The 20,536-nt window shown below is 41.1% G+C and carries 8 protein-coding genes, 22 tRNA genes, 3 rRNA genes and 4 pseudogenes; 35 read left to right on the top strand and 2 right to left on the bottom strand.

Annotated features, from left to right (window positions below):
- Positions 1–468 precede the first annotated feature (468 nt).
- The 30 genes and pseudogenes from LCF45_RS24200 to LCF45_RS24060 all read left to right on the top strand — a co-directional run bounded on the left by LCF45_RS24200 (position 469) and on the right by LCF45_RS24060 (position 11,123).
- Positions 469–2,020, top strand: a 16S ribosomal RNA gene (locus LCF45_RS24200).
- 146 nt (positions 2,021–2,166) lie between these two features.
- Positions 2,167–5,088: ribosomal RNA gene (locus LCF45_RS24195) — 23S ribosomal RNA — on the top strand.
- A 101-nt stretch (positions 5,089–5,189) separates the two neighbouring features.
- Positions 5,190–5,305: ribosomal RNA gene (gene rrf / locus LCF45_RS24190) — 5S ribosomal RNA — on the top strand.
- The 16S, 23S and 5S rRNA genes sit together here with 22 tRNA genes alongside, the layout of an rRNA operon.
- Positions 5,306–5,310: 5 nt before the next feature.
- Positions 5,311–5,386: transfer RNA gene (locus tag LCF45_RS24185), tRNA-Val, on the top strand.
- 4 nt (positions 5,387–5,390) lie between these two features.
- Positions 5,391–5,466: transfer RNA gene (locus tag LCF45_RS24180), tRNA-Thr, on the top strand.
- Positions 5,467–5,476: 10 nt separating this feature from the next.
- A tRNA-His gene (locus LCF45_RS24175) sits at positions 5,477–5,552 on the top strand.
- 24 nt (positions 5,553–5,576) lie between these two features.
- Positions 5,577–5,657: transfer RNA gene (locus LCF45_RS24170), tRNA-Leu, on the top strand.
- A gap of 29 nt (positions 5,658–5,686) precedes the next feature.
- A tRNA-Gly gene (locus LCF45_RS24165) sits at positions 5,687–5,761 on the top strand.
- Positions 5,762–5,777: 16 nt separating this feature from the next.
- Positions 5,778–5,866, top strand: a tRNA-Leu gene (locus LCF45_RS24160).
- Positions 5,867–5,869: 3 nt separating this feature from the next.
- Positions 5,870–5,943, top strand: a tRNA-Arg gene (locus LCF45_RS24155).
- An 11-nt stretch (positions 5,944–5,954) separates the two neighbouring features.
- Positions 5,955–6,028 (top strand) — tRNA-Pro (locus LCF45_RS24150).
- 14 nt (positions 6,029–6,042) lie between these two features.
- A tRNA-Ala gene (locus LCF45_RS24145) sits at positions 6,043–6,115 on the top strand.
- A gap of 20 nt (positions 6,116–6,135) precedes the next feature.
- Positions 6,136–6,212: transfer RNA gene (locus tag LCF45_RS24140), tRNA-Met, on the top strand.
- A 4-nt stretch (positions 6,213–6,216) separates the two neighbouring features.
- Positions 6,217–6,293 (top strand) — tRNA-Ile (locus LCF45_RS24135).
- A 17-nt stretch (positions 6,294–6,310) separates the two neighbouring features.
- A tRNA-Ser gene (locus tag LCF45_RS24130) sits at positions 6,311–6,403 on the top strand.
- A 27-nt stretch (positions 6,404–6,430) separates the two neighbouring features.
- Positions 6,431–6,507, top strand: a tRNA-Met gene (locus LCF45_RS24125).
- Between the two features lie 3 nt (positions 6,508–6,510).
- Positions 6,511–6,586: transfer RNA gene (locus LCF45_RS24120), tRNA-Asp, on the top strand.
- Between the two features lie 14 nt (positions 6,587–6,600).
- A tRNA-Phe gene (locus tag LCF45_RS24115) sits at positions 6,601–6,676 on the top strand.
- Positions 6,677–6,690: 14 nt separating this feature from the next.
- Positions 6,691–6,766: transfer RNA gene (locus LCF45_RS24110), tRNA-Thr, on the top strand.
- Positions 6,767–6,776: 10 nt separating this feature from the next.
- A tRNA-Lys gene (locus LCF45_RS24105) sits at positions 6,777–6,852 on the top strand.
- 13 nt (positions 6,853–6,865) lie between these two features.
- A tRNA-Gly gene (locus LCF45_RS24100) sits at positions 6,866–6,936 on the top strand.
- A gap of 10 nt (positions 6,937–6,946) precedes the next feature.
- Positions 6,947–7,023, top strand: a tRNA-Ile gene (locus LCF45_RS24095).
- A gap of 7 nt (positions 7,024–7,030) precedes the next feature.
- A tRNA-Asn gene (locus tag LCF45_RS24090) sits at positions 7,031–7,105 on the top strand.
- 6 nt (positions 7,106–7,111) lie between these two features.
- Positions 7,112–7,202, top strand: a tRNA-Ser gene (locus LCF45_RS24085).
- Positions 7,203–7,208: 6 nt separating this feature from the next.
- Positions 7,209–7,280: transfer RNA gene (locus tag LCF45_RS24080), tRNA-Glu, on the top strand.
- A 137-nt stretch (positions 7,281–7,417) separates the two neighbouring features.
- A pseudogene (locus tag LCF45_RS27095) lies at positions 7,418–7,480 on the top strand (RNA polymerase subunit sigma-70); the annotation flags it as partial.
- Between the two features lie 309 nt (positions 7,481–7,789).
- Complete coding sequence (locus LCF45_RS24075; RefSeq protein WP_012261907.1) at positions 7,790–8,320, top strand: sigma-70 family RNA polymerase sigma factor; 531 nt, start codon at positions 7,790–7,792, stop codon at positions 8,318–8,320.
- Positions 8,313–9,341, top strand: coding sequence for a DUF4179 domain-containing protein (locus LCF45_RS24070; protein ID WP_078206442.1), 1,029 nt, complete (start codon positions 8,313–8,315; stop codon positions 9,339–9,341). The genes LCF45_RS24075 and LCF45_RS24070 overlap by 8 nt, the downstream gene beginning before the upstream one ends.
- Positions 9,342–9,511: 170 nt before the next feature.
- Positions 9,512–9,755 (top strand): annotated as a pseudogene (locus LCF45_RS24065) (IS4 family transposase); the annotation flags it as partial.
- 423 nt (positions 9,756–10,178) lie between these two features.
- Positions 10,179–11,123, top strand: coding sequence for an L-lactate dehydrogenase (locus tag LCF45_RS24060; RefSeq protein WP_002129674.1), 945 nt, complete (start codon positions 10,179–10,181; stop codon positions 11,121–11,123).
- Positions 11,124–11,296: 173 nt separating this feature from the next.
- Here LCF45_RS24060 and LCF45_RS24055 read toward each other — a convergent pair.
- Together LCF45_RS24055 and LCF45_RS24050 are read right to left on the bottom strand one after the other, a co-directional pair.
- Positions 11,297–11,650 (bottom strand): annotated as a pseudogene (locus LCF45_RS24055) (dockerin type I domain-containing protein); the annotation flags it as partial.
- Positions 11,644–11,763: pseudogene (locus LCF45_RS24050) on the bottom strand (TasA family protein); the annotation flags it as partial. The pseudogenes LCF45_RS24055 and LCF45_RS24050, both read right to left, overlap by 7 nt.
- Before the next feature lie 470 nt (positions 11,764–12,233).
- On the opposite strand from LCF45_RS24050, the gene glgB reads away from it, so the two are divergent.
- The 5 genes from glgB (at position 12,234) to glgP (ending at position 20,297) form a co-directional block, all read left to right on the top strand.
- Complete coding sequence (glgB, locus tag LCF45_RS24045; protein WP_263894338.1) at positions 12,234–14,171, top strand: 1,4-alpha-glucan branching protein GlgB; 1,938 nt, start codon at positions 12,234–12,236, stop codon at positions 14,169–14,171.
- Positions 14,119–15,249 carry a glucose-1-phosphate adenylyltransferase gene (gene glgC / locus LCF45_RS24040; RefSeq protein WP_002129671.1) on the top strand — a complete coding sequence of 377 codons (1,131 nt, stop codon included), beginning with the start codon at positions 14,119–14,121 and terminating at the stop codon, positions 15,247–15,249. Before glgB ends, glgC begins: the two co-directional genes overlap by 53 nt.
- Positions 15,250–15,267: 18 nt before the next feature.
- A complete protein-coding gene (glgD, locus tag LCF45_RS24035) occupies positions 15,268–16,302 on the top strand; it encodes a glucose-1-phosphate adenylyltransferase subunit GlgD (RefSeq protein ID WP_033731555.1) in 1,035 nt (344 codons plus the stop codon).
- 137 nt (positions 16,303–16,439) lie between these two features.
- On the top strand, positions 16,440–17,870 hold the full coding sequence (glgA, locus tag LCF45_RS24030; protein ID WP_002167471.1) for a glycogen synthase GlgA: 1,431 nt from the start codon (positions 16,440–16,442) through the stop codon (positions 17,868–17,870).
- Positions 17,871–17,888: 18 nt separating this feature from the next.
- Positions 17,889–20,297: a glycogen phosphorylase gene (gene glgP / locus LCF45_RS24025; RefSeq protein ID WP_263894337.1), complete on the top strand. Its 2,409-nt coding sequence runs from the start codon at positions 17,889–17,891 to the stop codon at positions 20,295–20,297.
- Positions 20,298–20,536 lie beyond the last annotated feature (239 nt).

The following is a 20,536-nucleotide window of genomic DNA, read 5'->3' as shown; positions in this document are numbered from 1 at the left end:
CCGAATGCGAGAAAGTTAGGTGGGGGACAACTGCCCGTAAATGCCCGATTGGTGAAGGCTAATAATCAGTGGGGGATGAATACCCCCCACTGATTAAAGTTTCACTTTATATAGAAAGAAACGTTTTTTGACAGAGTGACTTTCTATAGAATATATGTAGGAATTACTTAGAAATGAAAGAGATGTTTCGTTTAAGTATATGATATTAAAAAAGAAATGTAGTTGGTTTCAAAAAAGTTTTCAAAAGGTGTTGCATTTCATTTTTTCACATGATATATTAATAAACGTCGCTGATGCAGAAACGCAGAAAACGACAAAAAAGAAATTGAAAAACATAGTTGACATCGAAAAATGAAGATGTTAATATGATGAAGTCGCTTCTGAAGCGGCAGATAAGTTCTTTGAAAACTGAACGAAACAAACAACGTGAACGTCAATTTTTATTTTTAGATGCTAGACAAACTAACTTTATTGGAGAGTTTGATCCTGGCTCAGGATGAACGCTGGCGGCGTGCCTAATACATGCAAGTCGAGCGAATGGATTAAGAGCTTGCTCTTATGAAGTTAGCGGCGGACGGGTGAGTAACACGTGGGTAACCTACCCATAAGACTGGGATAACTCCGGGAAACCGGGGCTAATACCGGATAATATTTTGAACTGCATAGTTCGAAATTGAAAGGCGGCTTCGGCTGTCACTTATGGATGGACCCGCGTCGCATTAGCTAGTTGGTGAGGTAACGGCTCACCAAGGCGACGATGCGTAGCCGACCTGAGAGGGTGATCGGCCACACTGGGACTGAGACACGGCCCAGACTCCTACGGGAGGCAGCAGTAGGGAATCTTCCGCAATGGACGAAAGTCTGACGGAGCAACGCCGCGTGAGTGATGAAGGCTTTCGGGTCGTAAAACTCTGTTGTTAGGGAAGAACAAGTGCTAGTTGAATAAGCTGGCACCTTGACGGTACCTAACCAGAAAGCCACGGCTAACTACGTGCCAGCAGCCGCGGTAATACGTAGGTGGCAAGCGTTATCCGGAATTATTGGGCGTAAAGCGCGCGCAGGTGGTTTCTTAAGTCTGATGTGAAAGCCCACGGCTCAACCGTGGAGGGTCATTGGAAACTGGGAGACTTGAGTGCAGAAGAGGAAAGTGGAATTCCATGTGTAGCGGTGAAATGCGTAGAGATATGGAGGAACACCAGTGGCGAAGGCGACTTTCTGGTCTGTAACTGACACTGAGGCGCGAAAGCGTGGGGAGCAAACAGGATTAGATACCCTGGTAGTCCACGCCGTAAACGATGAGTGCTAAGTGTTAGAGGGTTTCCGCCCTTTAGTGCTGAAGTTAACGCATTAAGCACTCCGCCTGGGGAGTACGGCCGCAAGGCTGAAACTCAAAGGAATTGACGGGGGCCCGCACAAGCGGTGGAGCATGTGGTTTAATTCGAAGCAACGCGAAGAACCTTACCAGGTCTTGACATCCTCTGAAAACTCTAGAGATAGAGCTTCTCCTTCGGGAGCAGAGTGACAGGTGGTGCATGGTTGTCGTCAGCTCGTGTCGTGAGATGTTGGGTTAAGTCCCGCAACGAGCGCAACCCTTGATCTTAGTTGCCATCATTAAGTTGGGCACTCTAAGGTGACTGCCGGTGACAAACCGGAGGAAGGTGGGGATGACGTCAAATCATCATGCCCCTTATGACCTGGGCTACACACGTGCTACAATGGACGGTACAAAGAGCTGCAAGACCGCGAGGTGGAGCTAATCTCATAAAACCGTTCTCAGTTCGGATTGTAGGCTGCAACTCGCCTACATGAAGCTGGAATCGCTAGTAATCGCGGATCAGCATGCCGCGGTGAATACGTTCCCGGGCCTTGTACACACCGCCCGTCACACCACGAGAGTTTGTAACACCCGAAGTCGGTGGGGTAACCTTTATGGAGCCAGCCGCCTAAGGTGGGACAGATGATTGGGGTGAAGTCGTAACAAGGTAGCCGTATCGGAAGGTGCGGCTGGATCACCTCCTTTCTATGGAGAATTGATGAACGCAGTTCATCAATAAACGTTGACTTGTTTTGTTTCGTTCAGTTTTGAGAGAACTATCTCTCAAGTTTAAATGTATGTTCTTTGAAAACTAGATAACAGTGTAGCTCATATTTTTTTAATTTTAGTTTGGTTAAGTTAGAAAGGGCGCACGGTGGATGCCTTGACACTAGGAGTCGATGAAGGACGGGACTAACGCCGATATGCTTCGGGGAGCTGTAAGTAAGCTTTGATCCGAAGATTTCCGAATGGGGAAACCCACTATACGTAATGGTATGGTATCCTTACCTGAATACATAGGGTATGGAAGACAGACCCAGGGAACTGAAACATCTAAGTACCTGGAGGAAGAGAAAGCAAATGCGATTTCCTGAGTAGCGGCGAGCGAAACGGAATCTAGCCCAAACCAAGAGGCTTGCCTCTTGGGGTTGTAGGACATTCTATACGGAGTTACAAAGGAACGAGGTAGACGAAGCGACCTGGAAAGGTCCGTCACAGAGGGTAACAACCCCGTAGTCGAAACTTCGTTCTCTCTTGAATGTATCCTGAGTACGGCGGAACACGTGAAATTCCGTCGGAATCTGGGAGGACCATCTCCCAAGGCTAAATACTCCCTAGTGATCGATAGTGAACCAGTACCGTGAGGGAAAGGTGAAAAGCACCCCGGAAGGGGAGTGAAAGAGATCCTGAAACCGTGTGCCTACAAATAGTCAGAGCCCGTTAATGGGTGATGGCGTGCCTTTTGTAGAATGAACCGGCGAGTTACGATCCCGTGCGAGGTTAAGCTGAAGAGGCGGAGCCGCAGCGAAAGCGAGTCTGAATAGGGCGTTTAGTACGTGGTCGTAGACCCGAAACCAGGTGATCTACCCATGTCCAGGGTGAAGTTCAGGTAACACTGAATGGAGGCCCGAACCCACGCACGTTGAAAAGTGCGGGGATGAGGTGTGGGTAGCGGAGAAATTCCAATCGAACCTGGAGATAGCTGGTTCTCCCCGAAATAGCTTTAGGGCTAGCCTTAAGTGTAAGAGTCTTGGAGGTAGAGCACTGATTGAACTAGGGGTCCTCATCGGATTACCGAATTCAGTCAAACTCCGAATGCCAATGACTTATCCTTAGGAGTCAGACTGCGAGTGATAAGATCCGTAGTCAAGAGGGAAACAGCCCAGATCGCCAGCTAAGGTCCCAAAGTGTGTATTAAGTGGAAAAGGATGTGGAGTTGCTTAGACAACTAGGATGTTGGCTCAGAAGCAGCCACCATTTAAAGAGTGCGTAATAGCTCACTAGTCGAGTGACTCTGCGCCGAAAATGTACCGGGGCTAAATACACCACCGAAGCTGCGAATTGATACCAATGGTATCAGTGGTAGGGGAGCGTTCTAAGTGCAGTGAAGTCAGACCGGAAGGACTGGTGGAGCGCTTAGAAGTGAGAATGCCGGTATGAGTAGCGAAAGACGGGTGAGAATCCCGTCCACCGAATGCCTAAGGTTTCCTGAGGAAGGCTCGTCCGCTCAGGGTTAGTCAGGACCTAAGCCGAGGCCGACAGGCGTAGGCGATGGACAACAGGTTGATATTCCTGTACCACCTCTTTATCGTTTGAGCAATGGAGGGACGCAGAAGGATAGAAGAAGCGTGCGATTGGTTGTGCACGTCCAAGCAGTTAGGCTGATAAGTAGGCAAATCCGCTTATCGTGAAGGCTGAGCTGTGATGGGGAAGCTCCTTATGGAGCGAAGTCTTTGATTCCCCGCTGCCAAGAAAAGCTTCTAGCGAGATAAAAGGTGCCTGTACCGCAAACCGACACAGGTAGGCGAGGAGAGAATCCTAAGGTGTGCGAGAGAACTCTGGTTAAGGAACTCGGCAAAATGACCCCGTAACTTCGGGAGAAGGGGTGCTTTCTTAACGGAAAGCCGCAGTGAATAGGCCCAAGCGACTGTTTAGCAAAAACACAGGTCTCTGCGAAGCCGTAAGGCGAAGTATAGGGGCTGACACCTGCCCGGTGCTGGAAGGTTAAGGAGAGGGGTTAGCGTAAGCGAAGCTCTGAACTGAAGCCCCAGTAAACGGCGGCCGTAACTATAACGGTCCTAAGGTAGCGAAATTCCTTGTCGGGTAAGTTCCGACCCGCACGAAAGGTGTAACGATTTGGGCACTGTCTCAACCAGAGACTCGGTGAAATTATAGTACCTGTGAAGATGCAGGTTACCCGCGACAGGACGGAAAGACCCCGTGGAGCTTTACTGTAGCCTGATATTGAATTTTGGTACAGTTTGTACAGGATAGGCGGGAGCCATTGAAACCGGAGCGCTAGCTTCGGTGGAGGCGCTGGTGGGATACCGCCCTGACTGTATTGAAATTCTAACCTACGGGTCTTATCGACCCGGGAGACAGTGTCAGGTGGGCAGTTTGACTGGGGCGGTCGCCTCCTAAAGTGTAACGGAGGCGCCCAAAGGTTCCCTCAGAATGGTTGGAAATCATTCGTAGAGTGCAAAGGCATAAGGGAGCTTGACTGCGAGACCTACAAGTCGAGCAGGGACGAAAGTCGGGCTTAGTGATCCGGTGGTTCCGCATGGAAGGGCCATCGCTCAACGGATAAAAGCTACCCCGGGGATAACAGGCTTATCTCCCCCAAGAGTCCACATCGACGGGGAGGTTTGGCACCTCGATGTCGGCTCATCGCATCCTGGGGCTGTAGTCGGTCCCAAGGGTTGGGCTGTTCGCCCATTAAAGCGGTACGCGAGCTGGGTTCAGAACGTCGTGAGACAGTTCGGTCCCTATCCGTCGTGGGCGCAGGAAATTTGAGAGGAGCTGTCCTTAGTACGAGAGGACCGGGATGGACGCACCGCTGGTGTACCAGTTGTTCTGCCAAGGGCATAGCTGGGTAGCTATGTGCGGAAGGGATAAGTGCTGAAAGCATCTAAGCATGAAGCCCCCCTCAAGATGAGATTTCCCATAGCGTAAGCTAGTAAGATCCCTGAAAGATGATCAGGTTGATAGGTTCGAGGTGGAAGCATGGTGACATGTGGAGCTGACGAATACTAATAGATCGAGGACTTAACCATATAATATGAAGCAATGTTATCTAGTTTTGAAAGAATATAAAAAACTTGTTGACTTTAAATGTCGAATAAGTTATGATAATTCTTGTCTTAAATGAATACAGTCTGGTAATGATGGCAGAGAGGTCACACCCGTTCCCATACCGAACACGGAAGTTAAGCTCTCTAGCGCCGATGGTAGTTGGGACCTTGTCCCTGTGAGAGTAGGACGTTGCCAGGCAATTCGGAGGATTAGCTCAGCTGGGAGAGCACCTGCCTTACAAGCAGGGGGTCGGCGGTTCGATCCCGTCATCCTCCACCATTTAGCCGACTTAGCTCAATTGGTAGAGCAACTGACTTGTAATCAGTAGGTTGGGGGTTCAAGTCCTCTAGTCGGCACCAGAAAATCATGGCGGTTGTGGCGAAGTGGTTAACGCACCGGATTGTGGCTCCGGCACTCGTGGGTTCAATTCCCATCAGTCGCCCCATTTTTTCTTTTTAAATTATAATATGCGGGTGTGGCGGAATTGGCAGACGCACTAGACTTAGGATCTAGCGCCTTTGGCGTGGGGGTTCGACTCCCTTCACCCGCACTTTTAATAAAATAACTCAAACATGTCTTGCGGAAGTAGTTCAGTGGTAGAATACAACCTTGCCAAGGTTGGGGTCGCGGGTTCGAATCCCGTCTTCCGCTCCAATTTTCAGTATGACATGCCGGGGTGGCGGAACAGGCAGACGCACAGGACTTAAAATCCTGCGGTGGGTGACCACCGTGCGGGTTCGACCCCCGCCCTCGGCACCATATGCGCCCGTAGCTCAATTGGATAGAGCGTTTGACTACGGATCAAGAGGTTAGGGGTTCGACTCCTCTCGGGCGCGTTTTTTATTAACGGGAAGTGGCTCAGCTTGGTAGAGCACCTGGTTTGGGACCAGGGGGTCGCAGGTTCAAATCCTGTCTTCCCGATATTTTCAAAATATGGGGCCTTAGCTCAGCTGGGAGAGCGCCTGCCTTGCACGCAGGAGGTCAGCGGTTCGATCCCGCTAGGCTCCACTTATTTGAATATAACTTATGGCGGTGTAGCTCAGCTGGCTAGAGCGTACGGTTCATACCCGTGAGGTCGGGGGTTCGATCCCCTCCGCCGCTACCATAAAGGACCTTTAGCTCAGCTGGTTAGAGCAGACGGCTCATAACCGTCCGGTCGTAGGTTCGAGTCCTACAAGGTCCACCACTCAAAGTTCATATCTCGGAGGTATACCCAAGTTCGGCTGAAGGGATCGGTCTTGAAAACCGACAGGCGGCGAGAGTCGCGCGGGGGTTCGAATCCCTCTACCTCCTCCATTTTTTCTAAATTAAATATTATATCATCGCGGGGTGGAGCAGTACGGTAGCTCGTCGGGCTCATAACCCGAAGGTCGCAGGTTCAAATCCTGTCCCCGCAACCAAATGGTCCCGTGGTGTAGTGGTTAACATGCCTGCCTGTCACGCAGGAGATCGCCGGTTCGACCCCGGTCGGGACCGCCATTTTTTTACATAAAGGCTCGGTAGCTCAGTCGGTAGAGCAGAGGACTGAAAATCCTCGTGTCGGCGGTTCGATTCCGTCCCGAGCCACCATTTTGAAATCGCAAGCCGGCTTAGCTCAATTGGTAGAGCAACTGACTTGTAATCAGTAGGTTGGGGGTTCAAGTCCTCTAGCCGGCACCACTTTCAAAATGAGCCATTAGCTCAGTTGGTAGAGCATCTGACTTTTAATCAGAGGGTCGAAGGTTCGAATCCTTCATGGCTCACCATTTTTAATTTAATGCGGGTGTAGTTTAGTGGTAAAACAAGAGCCTTCCAAGCTCTGGTCGAGAGTTCGATTCTCTTCACCCGCTTATCTATTATGGGCCTATAGCTCAGCTGGTTAGAGCGCACGCCTGATAAGCGTGAGGTCGATGGTTCGAGTCCATTTAGGCCCACCATAATTATTCCGCAGTAGCTCAGTGGTAGAGCTATCGGCTGTTAACCGATCGGTCGTAGGTTCGAGTCCTACCTGCGGAGCCATATTATAGAGAAGTACCCAAGTGGCTCAAGGGGCTCCCCTGCTAAGGGAGTAGATCGCGAACGCGGTGCGAGGGTTCGAATCCCTTCTTCTCTGCCAGATTTTGGCCCGTTGGTCAAGTGGTTAAGACACCGCCCTTTCACGGCGGTAACACGGGTTCGAATCCCGTACGGGTCATACTAAAAGAGATAGCATAATCTGCTATCTCTTTTTTGTTGTATAAAAGTGGACTTTGAATAGTCTGCTTTTTTTTTATGGATTTCTTGTATACTTTTTTCTATTTGAATCGTCTAACTAATAGAAAAGAGAGAGCGATGGAGTATGAAAAGCTTATTATAGAAACATCAAAAAGTATTTATAGATATTTGCTTAAAATAGAGCTAACATCACATGCCCATCAAGCTAAGATTTTAAGACACCCCCATAACGAGAATTTTACCTTTTTTACAGTTATTTATGAGAATTCAGCTCGTTTTTCCGTTTTGGGAGATCTTTTTTACTTTAAATTTGGTATGAACAAGCTATATATTTGGCTCTTATTTCTATCTGGATTTCTGGTGTCTTTTCTTTAATGCTGGATATTAATCATTGCAATAAGTTGTAGGAGATTTATGTATATGCACTTATTTTTGCAACCTTTTTATCCTCTCATTCGACTATATTAGTAAAGGGAGGAAGAAATAAAAATGGACATAGCCTATCTAGTAAAACAAGCAACAAGAGGAAATGATCAAGCATTTGAACAACTTATTACTTTTGTTCGCCCGAAATTATATCGAACAGCCTATTCTTATGTAAGAAATGAACAAGATGCACTGGATATATACCAAGAAACAATTTATGAAGCATATCTTTCACTGAGAAAATTAAAAAAGCCGGAGAAATTTCAAAGTTGGATTACCAAAATTCTTGTTTTTAAATCCATTGATTTTGTAAGAAAATCCTCTAGACAATTTGTTGCGAATGATGAAATATTTGCTAATTTATGTACAGAAGAAAGCATGAATAAATTAGAACAATCATTGGATTTAACCGAGGCATTTAATTTCTTAGATCCTACTTACAAAACTATTATTTTATTAAGGTATTATCACGATTTATCTATTAAGGAAATTGCTGAGGTTCTTAACTCTCCAGAAGGAACGGTAAAATCTCAATTACATCGAGCAAAGCAAGCCTTACGCCCCATTTTAAAGGAGGGATATAGTTATGAATAAAGAAGAATTTAATCACCATATCAATGATATTCCTATACCAGAAGACCGGTTAATTCAAAGAGAAAAAACAGCCATGCTTCAAGCTAAGAAAAATCAATACCGTAGAAAAAAAACAATCAAGTATTCTAGTCTTGTTGCTTGTGGAATATGTGTTTCTCTCTTAGGTTTTGGATTCATTTCTCCTGCTATGGCAAAGACTTTATCGAGTGTTCCAGTTATAGGCCCCATTTATGCACAATTTAATGATATTGCTTCTGATAAAATTGAAAAGGATGAGCTTGCTACATCAATTGAAAGACAAGATAACCATAGTGGTTTAACGATGAATGTGAAAGAAGCAGTTTACGATGGCGGACGTTTAGTGATCACGGTGGAATACAAAGGAGAAAATACTATTTCCAATAGCAATGAAGAGAAAGCTGGATTTAGTTATGTAACCATTAATGGGAAAGAAGTCAGAGCTGCAATTAGTTCTACTTCACAGAAGTCAAAAGGACGAAACACCATTATTGAGCAGCATGAATTCACTCTGGCTAATTACGGTGAATTTGGTGATAAAATTGATGTTTCCGTCCATGGAGAAGATTTATTTGGAAAAGCAGGAACATGGAATGTAGCATTTCCTCTTACAAAAGTTGAAGGTGAGATTCGTAAATTTACTCCTAATATAAAAACATTAACGAAAGATAATCTGTATGCATTAACAGTAGATCAAGTAACTTTTTCTTCACTTTCAACGAGGATTGATTTGACCTTTGATTATCCAAAAGAAATGGAAGCTAATGATAGTTGGCCAGCACTTGATTATACTGTCACTGATGTTAAAGGAAAAATCTACGAAGGAGTCAGCTTGCAAGTTGGTAGCACGGGACTCTACGGACACCATATTGTTTTAGCTCTTCCACCAATGGATAATCCTCCAAAATCCTTAACAATTAAACCTACGTATCTTAGTGGTCAAAATGATACTTTAAAAAATGGAGGTTCTGAAGATTTAAAAATGACTGTTTTACTACAATAATTGAAGGGCTTTGCTAGGTTTCCATGTCTATTGACTGTTAATAAGTGACGTTGTGTTAACTTGATGTGTATGGAAAAAACATCACTATCAAGCTAAGATAAATTTGTATCCATGTAATCAAAAAAACGCTATTCTTTTTGTAGAATTATACAGAAAGGATGGCGTTTTTGATGAAGTCTATCATTTCAAATGAACTGAACCTTTTCGCACAAGAGCTCCAGTAGTCCTACAAGAGATCGCCAAACAAGTTGGTTTTATACAGCGATCTAGCAAGTATCAAGCAAACGAACTCATTGCCCTTTGCGTATGGCTCAGTCAAGAAATTGCATACAATTGTGCAGTCAGTTAGAAGTTTCTACAGGTGTACTTATGAGCTCAGAAGGACTGAATCAACGCTTTAATCCAGAAGCTGTCTTTCAATAGGTGATCTACTGAAGGCAGCTTCTTTATGCTGTTATTATTATAGGGTTTTGTCGGTAAGTCGATATTCCTTGTCGAATCGTTGATATATTTTGAGTTACGGTAGATATATTCTAAAAATCGTTGATATATTTAAATAATCGTCGATATAATTTCACTTACCGACAAAAAACCTAAGAAAAACCCTTTCACAATCTAAAGAAAACGCCTCCATTGAGATGGATTTCACCCGCACTCTAATAACTTTACACTCTATGTGAAAAAGTTCACAAATAGGTCATAATTTGTGAAGGAATTCACAATAATCCGTGCTACAATATGTATGTAAAGAAGTTAAACAACATTAAATTAGTATTTTAATTAATTACTTAAACAATAATAAAAAATAGATATAAACAATTGAAAGGGGAAATTAACATGAAAAAAGGTATCAATCGCGTAGTATTAGTAGGAACAGGAGCTGTAGGTTGTAGTTACGCTTACTCAATGATCAACCAAGGTGTAGCTGAAGAATTCGTACTAGTAGATGTTAATGAAGCAAAAGCAGAAGGAGAAGCAATGGACTTAAGCCATGCGGTACCATTCTCTCCAGCACCAACAAAAGTTTGGAGCGGTAGCTATGCAGATTGTAAAGATGCAGATTTAGTAGTTATCACTGCTGGATTACCACAAAAGCCAGGTGAAACTCGTTTAGACTTAGTTGAGAAAAATACAAAGATCTTTAAACAAATCGTTCGCGGTATTATGGATAGCGGATTCGATGGAATCTTCTTAATCGCAACTAACCCAGTTGATATTTTAACTTACGTAACTTGGAAAGAATCTGGTTTACCGAAAGAGCGCGTAATCGGTTCTGGTACTACTTTAGACTCTGCTCGTTTCCGTTACATGTTAGGTGACTACTTAGATGTAGATCCACGTAACGTTCATGCTTACATCGTTGGTGAGCACGGTGACACTGAACTTCCAGTATGGAGCCACGCTACTGTAGGTGTACAAAAACTAGAAACAATCTTAGCGAACAACGAACAGTATAACCAAGAAGATTTAGATAAAATCTTTGAAAATGTACGCGATGCAGCTTACCACATTATTGAGCGTAAAGGCGCAACTTACTACGGAATCGGTATGTCACTACTTCGTGTAACTAAAGCAATCTTAAGCAACGAGAACAGCGTATTAACTGTATCGGCATACCTTGAAGGTCAATATGGTGAGAAAGATGCTTTCGTAGGTGTTCCAGCTGTTATTAACCGCGAAGGTGTACGTGAAATCGTAGAACTTGAGCTAAATGAAGAAGAAAAAGCGAAATTCGCTCATTCTGTAAAAGTATTAAAAGAAACCATGGCACCAGTACTATAATAATTGCTAAATAATTCAGAGGCGGGAAACTGCTTCCTACCTCTGAGTTTTTATATAATTTAATATAAATTCCTTTTCCGGTTTCCCTTGTATATCCCCAATATACCCCTTTTGCTGGATAAGGGTCGTTTATAGAAAAGAGCACTCTACTTTATATAGAGTGCTCTTTATTATTATTTTTTAGGTGTTAATCCTAATTTCTTTAAAATATCTGCCAGTGTACCGCTTTTTGATTTTTCTACAGGTGTTTGTGATTTTGCTGCATCTGGTCCTTTTTTCAAGAATTTCTTTTCTACGAAGCGAATGTCTTTTTCGTCGACGATGCCGTCATTATTAAGATCGCCATCTTTTACAGATACTCCTTTTTTACCATAGTTATTAGCGATAATTTCAGCATCTTTAATATCAATTATTTTATCGCCATTTACGTCGCCTGCAAGGTTTTCATCTGGACGAGCATATTAATATTGACCGAGTAGCTTACCATCTTTTTCATTACCTAATTTCGTTGTTAGACGGTTTGAAATGAATTACCCGATGTTTCAGAATCACTGAAATAGGCGAATACACCGCCGAATGTAAGGGATAAGCCAAGTGAAGCTGTGACAACTCCCATTCCAACCTTTTGTTTTAATGACATAAGAAAGCTCCCTAATTTAATTTTTATCAGACTTTCGCCTGGAGCATCGATAGAGTAAACATAGTGTTTCAGTATGAATTATATTTGCGAAGGTTCAATGTTCTTTATTGAGAATGAGTATATGCTTATGAATTTTCCATTTCAATAAAATTGTGACAAAAAATATTGAGAAACATTTTTTTATAACAGATTATTTTGTTACGATTTTAAGTGATAAATAGCGAGTAAAATAGGATAAATCTTATGAAATAAAGGTTGAGAAATAAATAATAGGATGAAAGGCTAGTAGGAAATGAAGCGTTTGCAATGAATATTCGTCAAAATTCGATAATTTACACGGAAAATGTGAAAATTTTAAGTGAAATTTAAGAAAAAAACGAATATTTTTTAAAAAATAACAAGGATATTTCAGTTTTTCGCAGAAATGATAAAGAGTAAAAAATTTCTGTCATCTTAGTGAGGTGAACATATTGGATGTAATAAATTGTGAAGAAGTGAAACGAGATGAGTTTCATACAGAAAAGTACTATGACAGTTATAACATCTTTGGCGCACATATTGTGACGGAAGATGGGATGCGAGGTGTACGATTCACAGTATGGGCTCCTCATGCGAAAGCAATGAGTGTTGTTGGGGATTTTAATGAATGGGATTATGAGCAACATAAGATGCTACAAGTGACAGAAGAGGGGATTTGGTCCTTGTTTGTACCGCATATTGAAGAGAATGATATATATAAGTATGCGATTGAAACGATGGATGGTGACGTTATTTTAAAAGCGGATCCTTATGCAGTATATGCAGAAGTAAGACCAAATACGGCATCTGTAGTTTTTGATATAGAGGGATATGAATGGAATGATAAAAACTGGATTCGTAAGAGAAAGAAAAAATCGATTTATAAAGAAGCGATGACAGTTTATGAATTACATTTCGGTTCTTGGAAAAAGAAAGAGAAAGGCGCTCTGTATTCTTACAGAGAAATGGCCGAGGAGCTCATTCCGTATGTGGTGGAACATCAATTTACACATATTGAAATTATGCCGCTTGTTGAGCATCCATATGATCGTTCTTGGGGATATCAAGGAACAGGATATTATGCAGCGACAAGTAGATTCGGCACGCCACATGATTTGATGTATTTTGTCGATGAATGTCATAAATATGGAATCGGTGTCATTTTAGATTGGGTACCGGGGCATTTTTGTAAAGATGCTCACGGTTTATATTTGTTTGATGGGACACCGACTTATGAATATAAAGATAGAGACGTACAAGAAAACCTTGTATGGGGAACTGTTAATTTTGATTTAGGGAAGAGAGAAGTACGTAATTTCTTAATTTCAAATGCGTTATTTTGGATGAAGTATTTCCATATTGATGGTTTCAGGGTAGATGCAGTTGCGAATATGCTGTACTGGAATAAAGAAGGAAAAGAGCAAAGCAATGAACACGCCGTTTCTTTCTTACGAGAGTTAAATGAAGCCGTGTTTGCAGAAGATGAAGAGTTTCTTATGACAGCGGAAGATTCAACAGCTTGGCCACTTGTAACAGCTCCAACATACGAGGGTGGACTTGGATTCAATTATAAATGGAATATGGGTTGGATGAATGACGTGCTGAAATATATGGAATGTGCGCCAGAGTACCGGAAATACATTCATGAGAAAATGACATTCTCTTTAATATATGCTCACTCTGAAAACTTCATATTGCCGCTTTCTCATGATGAAGTCGTTCATGGGAAAAAGTCGTTATTAAATAAAATGCCGGGAGATTACTGGGATAAGTTTGCTCAGCTTCGTTTATTATATGGATATTTCTTTACTCATCCAGGTAAGAAATTACTCTTTATGGGTGGAGAATTCGGGCAATTTGATGAGTGGAAAGACCTTGAAGATTTAGATTGGAATTTACATGATTTTGAAATGCATCGTAATATGCATGATTACTTTAAAGAGCTCATAGCATTGTATAAGCGCTCAAAACCACTTTGGCAGTTAGATCACTCGCCTGAAGGATTTCAGTGGATTGATGCTAATAATAATGAGCAAAGTATTTTCTCGTTTATCCGCCAAGGGGATAAGCAGGAAGATGCGTTAGTTGTCGTATGTAATTTTACGAAAGCTACATATGAAAACTATAAAGTAGGTGTACCAGATTTCGAGTACTATAACGAAATTTTAAACAGTGACTCGGCGCAATATGGCGGATCGGGGCAAGTTAATAAGAAACGTCTCAAGACGATTCTAGAGCCATATCATAATCAAGCGGCACATGTAGAAATTACAATTCCACCATTTGGCGTATCCATATTACGACCAGTGAAGACGAGAAAGGGGAGCAAAAAACAAGATGGCTCAAAAACAAAAGTGCGTAGCAATGTTACTAGCAGGGGGAAAAGGTAGTCGTTTAAGTGCATTAACAAAAAATTTAGCTAAGCCAGCTGTTCCATTTGGTGGTAAATATCGCATTATTGATTTTACGTTAAGTAACTGTGCAAACTCCGGTATTGAAACGGTGGGGATTTTAACACAATATCAACCGTTAGAACTTCATAATTATATTGGAATCGGAAATGCTTGGGATCTTGATCGTGTAAACGGTGGAGTCACTGTGTTACCTCCTTATGCGGAGTCTTCAGGTGTGAAGTGGTATACAGGTACGGCAAGTGCTATTTATCAAAACTTAAACTATTTAAGTCAGTATGAACCAGAATATGTCCTTATTTTATCAGGCGATCATATTTATAAAATGGATTACAGCAAAATGCTAGATTACCATATTGAGAAAGAAGCGGACGTTTCGATTTCTGTTATTGAAGTGCCGTGGGATGAAGCAAGTCGCTTTGGCATCATGAATACAAATGAAGAGATGGAAGTTGTTGAATTTGAGGAGAAACCGCAATTTCCAAGAAGTAATCTTGCATCAATGGGAATTTATATTTTTAACTGGGCTATTTTAAAAGAATATTTAGAGATGGATGCAAGAAACCCTGAATCTAGTAATGACTTCGGAAAAGATGTACTTCCGCTTTTATTAGATGAAGGGAAGAAGTTGATGGCGTATCCGTTTGAAGGATATTGGAAAGATGTTGGAACGGTGAAAAGCTTATGGGAAGCGAATATGGATTTACTTCGCGATGAAACATCGTTGAACTTGAACGATCGTAATTGGCGCATTTATTCTGTAAATCCAAACGAGCCACCTCAATATATTGCAGAAAAGGCAAAAGTAGAAGAGTCACTTATTAATGAAGGGTGCGTCATTGAAGGGGACGTGAAGCATTCTGTTTTATTCCAAGGAGTGACGGTGGAAGAAGGTAGTATGGTAATCGATTCTGTCGTTATGCCGGGGGCAAAGATTGGTAAAAACGTTGTGATTGAAAGAGCGATCGTTGGATCGGAAATGGTTATTGAAGATGGGACAATAATTCGTCCAGAAAAAAATGTGGATGATGTAGTACTAATTGCTGAAGGAAAATAGAAAAGGGGGATGAAATGAATGGGAGAAAAAATGTTAGGAATTATTAATGCAACGGGAAGTTTTCCTTCCTTAAAGAAAGTAACAGGGCATCGTTCATTAGCGGCGTTACCGTTTGGAGGCCGTTACCGCCTCATTGATTTCATGCTTTCAAATATGGTGAATTCTAATATTCATAGCGTGGCGGTTTTTACAAGTCATAAAAATCGTTCTTTAATGGATCATGTCGGTTCAGGAAAACAGTGGGATTTAGATAGAAAGCGTGATGGACTGTTTTTATTCCCACCGAACTGCCAATGTGATCATGACGAATTTGGATCTTTTGCACATTTTAGAAGACATATTGATTATTTTCTAAGAAGCAGAGAAGAATATGTTGTTATTACGAATAGCCATCTTGTAACAGCGTTAAACTTTCAAGCGGTGTTAGAGCGACATATACATACGTCTGCAGATATTACTGAAGTTTGTCATGAAGGGGTTTCGCTTCAAACATATGTGTTAAAGAAACAATTATTGCTAGACTTATTTGAGGCATATAAAGATGTGGAGCAATACAGTTTATTTGATGTAGTGAGAGAAAAGAGCGGGAAATCACTGCATATTACTACGTACGAACATACAGGATATGTAGCTATTATTGATTCTATTGAAAGTTACTATAAACATAGCCTAGAAATTTTGCAGCCTTCTATTTGGAAGCAATTATTTAAGAAAGAAGCACCAATCTTTACGAAAGTAAAAGATGAGCCACCAACTCGTTATATGAAGGGTGCAGTAGTGAAAAATACGATGATTGCAAACGGTAGTATTATTGAGGGTGAAGTAGAAAATAGTGTTGTCTCCCGTTCTGTTAAAATTGGAAAAGGTTCAATTGTTCGTAATAGTATTATTATGCAAAAGAGCCAAATTGGAGATAATTGCATAATAGACGGTGTTATTATCGATAAAGATGTGAAACTTGGCGACGGCGTAGTGTTAAAAGGAAATGCCGATGAGCCATATGTTGTAGAAAAAGGTAGTGTACAAAATAGTACAATCAACAGTTATTCGTAAATAGCAGGTGCATAATTAGTGGGGGATTTAGAAAACCCCCACTAATTAAGGTTTTACTCTATATGAAAACTTGAAGGGAGGAAGCTGTAAGAAGAGCGATTTATGATGTATACGCTTTTCGTGCAGTGGAACAACAGGTGAATATTTTATTTGCAGTATCAGAATGTGTACCGTTTATTAAATCCGGAGGTCTAGCTGATGTAGCAGGAGCGCTTCCAAAAGAATTAAAAAAATTAGGAGTGAATGTTCGCATTATACTTCCAAACTACAGTCTTATCCCGAAAGAGTTAAGAGAAGGATGTACGCTTCATAAAGTAATTAGCGTTCCCCTTGGATGGAGAAATCAATATTGCGGGATTTTAAAAGGTGAGCAGGACGGGATTACGTATTACTTAATAGACAATGAATATTATTTTAAGAGAGATTCTCTATATGGCCATTATGATGATGGGGAGCGTTTTTCTTATTTTTCAAAAGCAGTTTTAGAGTGTATTCCGCATCTTGATTTCGAAGTAGATGTTCTTCATAGCCATGATTGGCATACAGCTATGGTTAATTTCTTACTTCGTGAAAAGTATCAAGATAACCCGTTATATGAGCATATTAAAACGGTATATACGATTCATAACTTGCAGTTCCAAGGTGTATTTCCTCCTGAAGTGATGTACGACTTACTGGAGCTTGGTCATGAATATTTTCATAGTGAACAGCTTGAGTTTTATGGAAACGTGAACTTTATGAAAGGCGGTATTATCGCATCTGACCAAATTACAGCGGTTAGCCCGACATATAAAGAAGAGATTCAATATGAGTTTTTCGGTGAGAAGTTAGATGGATTGCTACGAAAATATAATGATAAGCTTAGTGGCATTGTAAATGGAATTGATACGAGCGTATATAATCCAGAAACAGATCCATATATTACGGCTCAGTATAGTGCAGAATCGCTAGATGAAAAGAATGAAAATAAACGCGCATTGCAGCGTTATTTTGGTTTACCAGAAAAAGAAGATACACCAGTTATTTCGATGGTAACACGATTAACGAAACAAAAGGGGCTTGATCTAGTACGTACTGTATTCCGTGAAATAATGGAAGAAGATGTACAATGTATTATTTTAGGATCAGGCGATTCTGAATACGAGCAGTTCTTTGAATGGATGGCATACGAGTATCCAGAAAAGGTAAAAGTATATATTGGGTTTAATGAAGCGTTAGCGCACCAAGTGTACGCGGGAAGCGATTTGTTTTTAATGCCATCGCTGTTTGAACCGTGTGGACTTGGACAACTTATTGCGCTAGCATATGGCACGATTCCAATTGTAAGAGAAACAGGCGGATTAAATGATACTGTACATTCTTACGATGAGGACACTGGAATTGGGAATGGCTTTAGCTTTACGAATTTTAATGCGCATGACATGTTACATACGATTCTTCGTGCAATTGAGTTTTATCAAGATAAACCGGTATGGGATAAGCTTGTAAAGCAAGCGATGACTGAAGATTATAGCTGGGGGAAATCTGCTCTTGCATACAAGAAATTGTATAAAAGTCTCATGGAATAACATTGAGGTGGTGAAAAAATGTTTACTCATGTTGAAAGCTTCAAATCCGCTTTTCTAGAAAAATTAGAAACGATGTATGGGAAAAGTTTCAAAGATTCTACAACTCGTGATCAGTATAATACGCTCGGTCATATGGTACGTGAGTATATGAATAGTCAATGGATTGCAACGAATGAAAGGTATCGTTCTGGGGATCAAAAACAAATGTATTATTTATCCATTGAATTTTTACTTGGGCGTTTACTAGGCAGTAATATATTAAATTTAGGCATTCGAGATGTATGTGAAAAAGGACTTTTTGAACTTGGAATTTCTTTGCACGAGTTAGAAGAAATTGAAGCAGATGCTGGCCTTGGTAACGGTGGACTTGGACGTTTAGCAGCCTGTTTTCTCGATTCACTCGCTTCTTTAAACTTACCAGGACATGGCTGTGGTATTCGTTATAAGCATGGTCTGTTTGATCAAAAAATTGTTGATGGCTATCAAGTAGAATTTCCAGAACAGTGGCTTCTTCATGAAAACGTTTGGGAAGTAAGAAGGTATGACCAAGCAGTAGAAGTAAGTTATTTTGGAAACGTTGAACCACTAGAAATTGATGGACGTTTAGAGTTCAGGCATACAAATGCAGAAGTTATTATGGCAGTACCATATGACGTTCCAGTTGTAGGGTATGAAACCAGTACTGTAAATACGCTTCGGCTTTGGAATGCGGAGCCAGTTCCTTTCCCGCAAAATTGTAAAGATATTTTGAAATATAAGCGTGAAACAGAGGCCGTATCGGAGTTTTTATATCCAGATGATACGCATGATGAGGGGAAAATACTTCGTTTAAAACAACAGTATTTCCTCGTATCAGCAAGTTTGCAAAATATCGTTCGTATGCATAGGGAGAGACACGGTAGTCTTCGTCAGTTACATGAAAAAATCGCGATTCATATAAACGATACACATCCGGTTCTAGCAATTCCAGAACTTATGCGTATTTTATTAGACGAAGAAAAATTGACATGGGAAGAAGCTTGGCACATAACAACGCAGACGATTTCCTATACGAATCATACGACGTTATCAGAAGCGCTTGAGAAATGGCCAATTCGCATTTTTAAACCGTTATTACCGAGAATTTATATGATTATTGAAGAAATTAATGAACGTTTCTGTCATGAGCTTTGGGACCGTTATTCGTACGATTGGAAGCGTATTGAGGACATGGCCATTATTGCGCATGACCTTGTGAAAATGGCTCATTTAGCGATTGTTGGTAGCCATAGCGTTAACGGTGTGGCGAAAATTCATACAGAAATTTTAAAGCAGCGTGAAATGCGATTGTTCTATGAATTTTATCCAGATAAGTTTAATAATAAAACGAATGGAATTGCTCATAGGCGCTGGCTAATGAAGGCGAATCCACAGCTGACGAATCTTATTTCGGAAGCGATTGGAGAAGAATGGAAGAAAGAGCCAATTAAGCTGCAAGCACTGCAAAACTTCATACATGATACTAGTTTTCAAGAAAAGCTTGCAGGGGTAAAACAAGAGCGTAAGATTATTTTAGCGGAGAGCATTCATAATAAGATGGGGATCACTATTGATCCAAATTCTATTTTTGATGTGCAAGTGAAAAGGCTACATGCTTATAAACGACAGTTATTAAATGTTCTTCATATTTTGTACTTGTATAACCGTTTAAAAGAGGATACTAGTTTTTCATTTTACCCGCGTACTTTTATTTTTGGAGCGAAAGCATCACCTGGCTATTATTATGCGAAGAAAATTATTAAATTAATAAATGAGCTTGCAAGAAAAGTGAATACCGATCCGTACGTAAGTCAATTTATGAAAGTTATCTTTCTAGAAAACTACCGAGTTTCTTTAGCGGAAGATATATTCCCGGCGGCAGATGTAAGTGAACAAATTTCAACTGCAAGTAAAGAAGCATCGGGAACAGGTAACATGAAATTCATGATGAATGGTGCAATTACACTCGGAACGTTAGATGGAGCTAATATTGAAATAAAAGACCGGGTCGGTGATGATGCCTGCTTCATTTTCGGCTTAACAGCGGATGAGGTTCTTCATTACTACCAAAAAGGTGGATATCGTGCAAGTGACTATTATCACCACAATATGCACATTAAAAAAGTAGTAGATCAGTTAACGAATGGTTTCTTTGCACAGTCGGGAGCTGAATTTGAAGCGATTTATGATTCTCTCGTTATTCAAAATGATGAATACTTCGTTCTTCGAGATTTTAGCCCATATGCTGAAAGACAAGAAGCTGTCGGAAGGGCCTACGAAAATAGGGAGAAATGGCTGGAAATGTCGATTTTGAACATTGCACAATCGGGGCATTTTGCGAGTGATCGAACAATTTTGCAGTACAGTAATGAAATTTGGGGTATTGGTAATACTGTTAAACTTTTTTAGATGAAGGCCCCTTTTGAAGGGGCTTTTATTTATTTTGCTTAAGAAAGGTAAGGCATGAACGTATATATTATACCTGTTCCGCCATATTCGCCTGTCGCAAAGTATGAAAATGTAAAGAAACCTGTAAACGAAAAAATTATTATAAGAAAAAGTGCAAAGAAAAATTTTAGCATGTAAGGTCCCCTCATCCGAAAGTAATTTCATAGATTATTATAGTATACAAATATTAAATTTCCAAT

It is taken from the genome of Bacillus sp. 41-22 (assembly GCF_025809295.1).
GTDB classification, from domain to species: Bacteria; Bacillota; Bacilli; order Bacillales; family Bacillaceae_G; genus Bacillus_A; species Bacillus_A mycoides.
The sequence above is the reverse complement of the archived record's forward strand: the minus strand, read 5'-3'. Positions and strand labels throughout refer to the sequence as shown.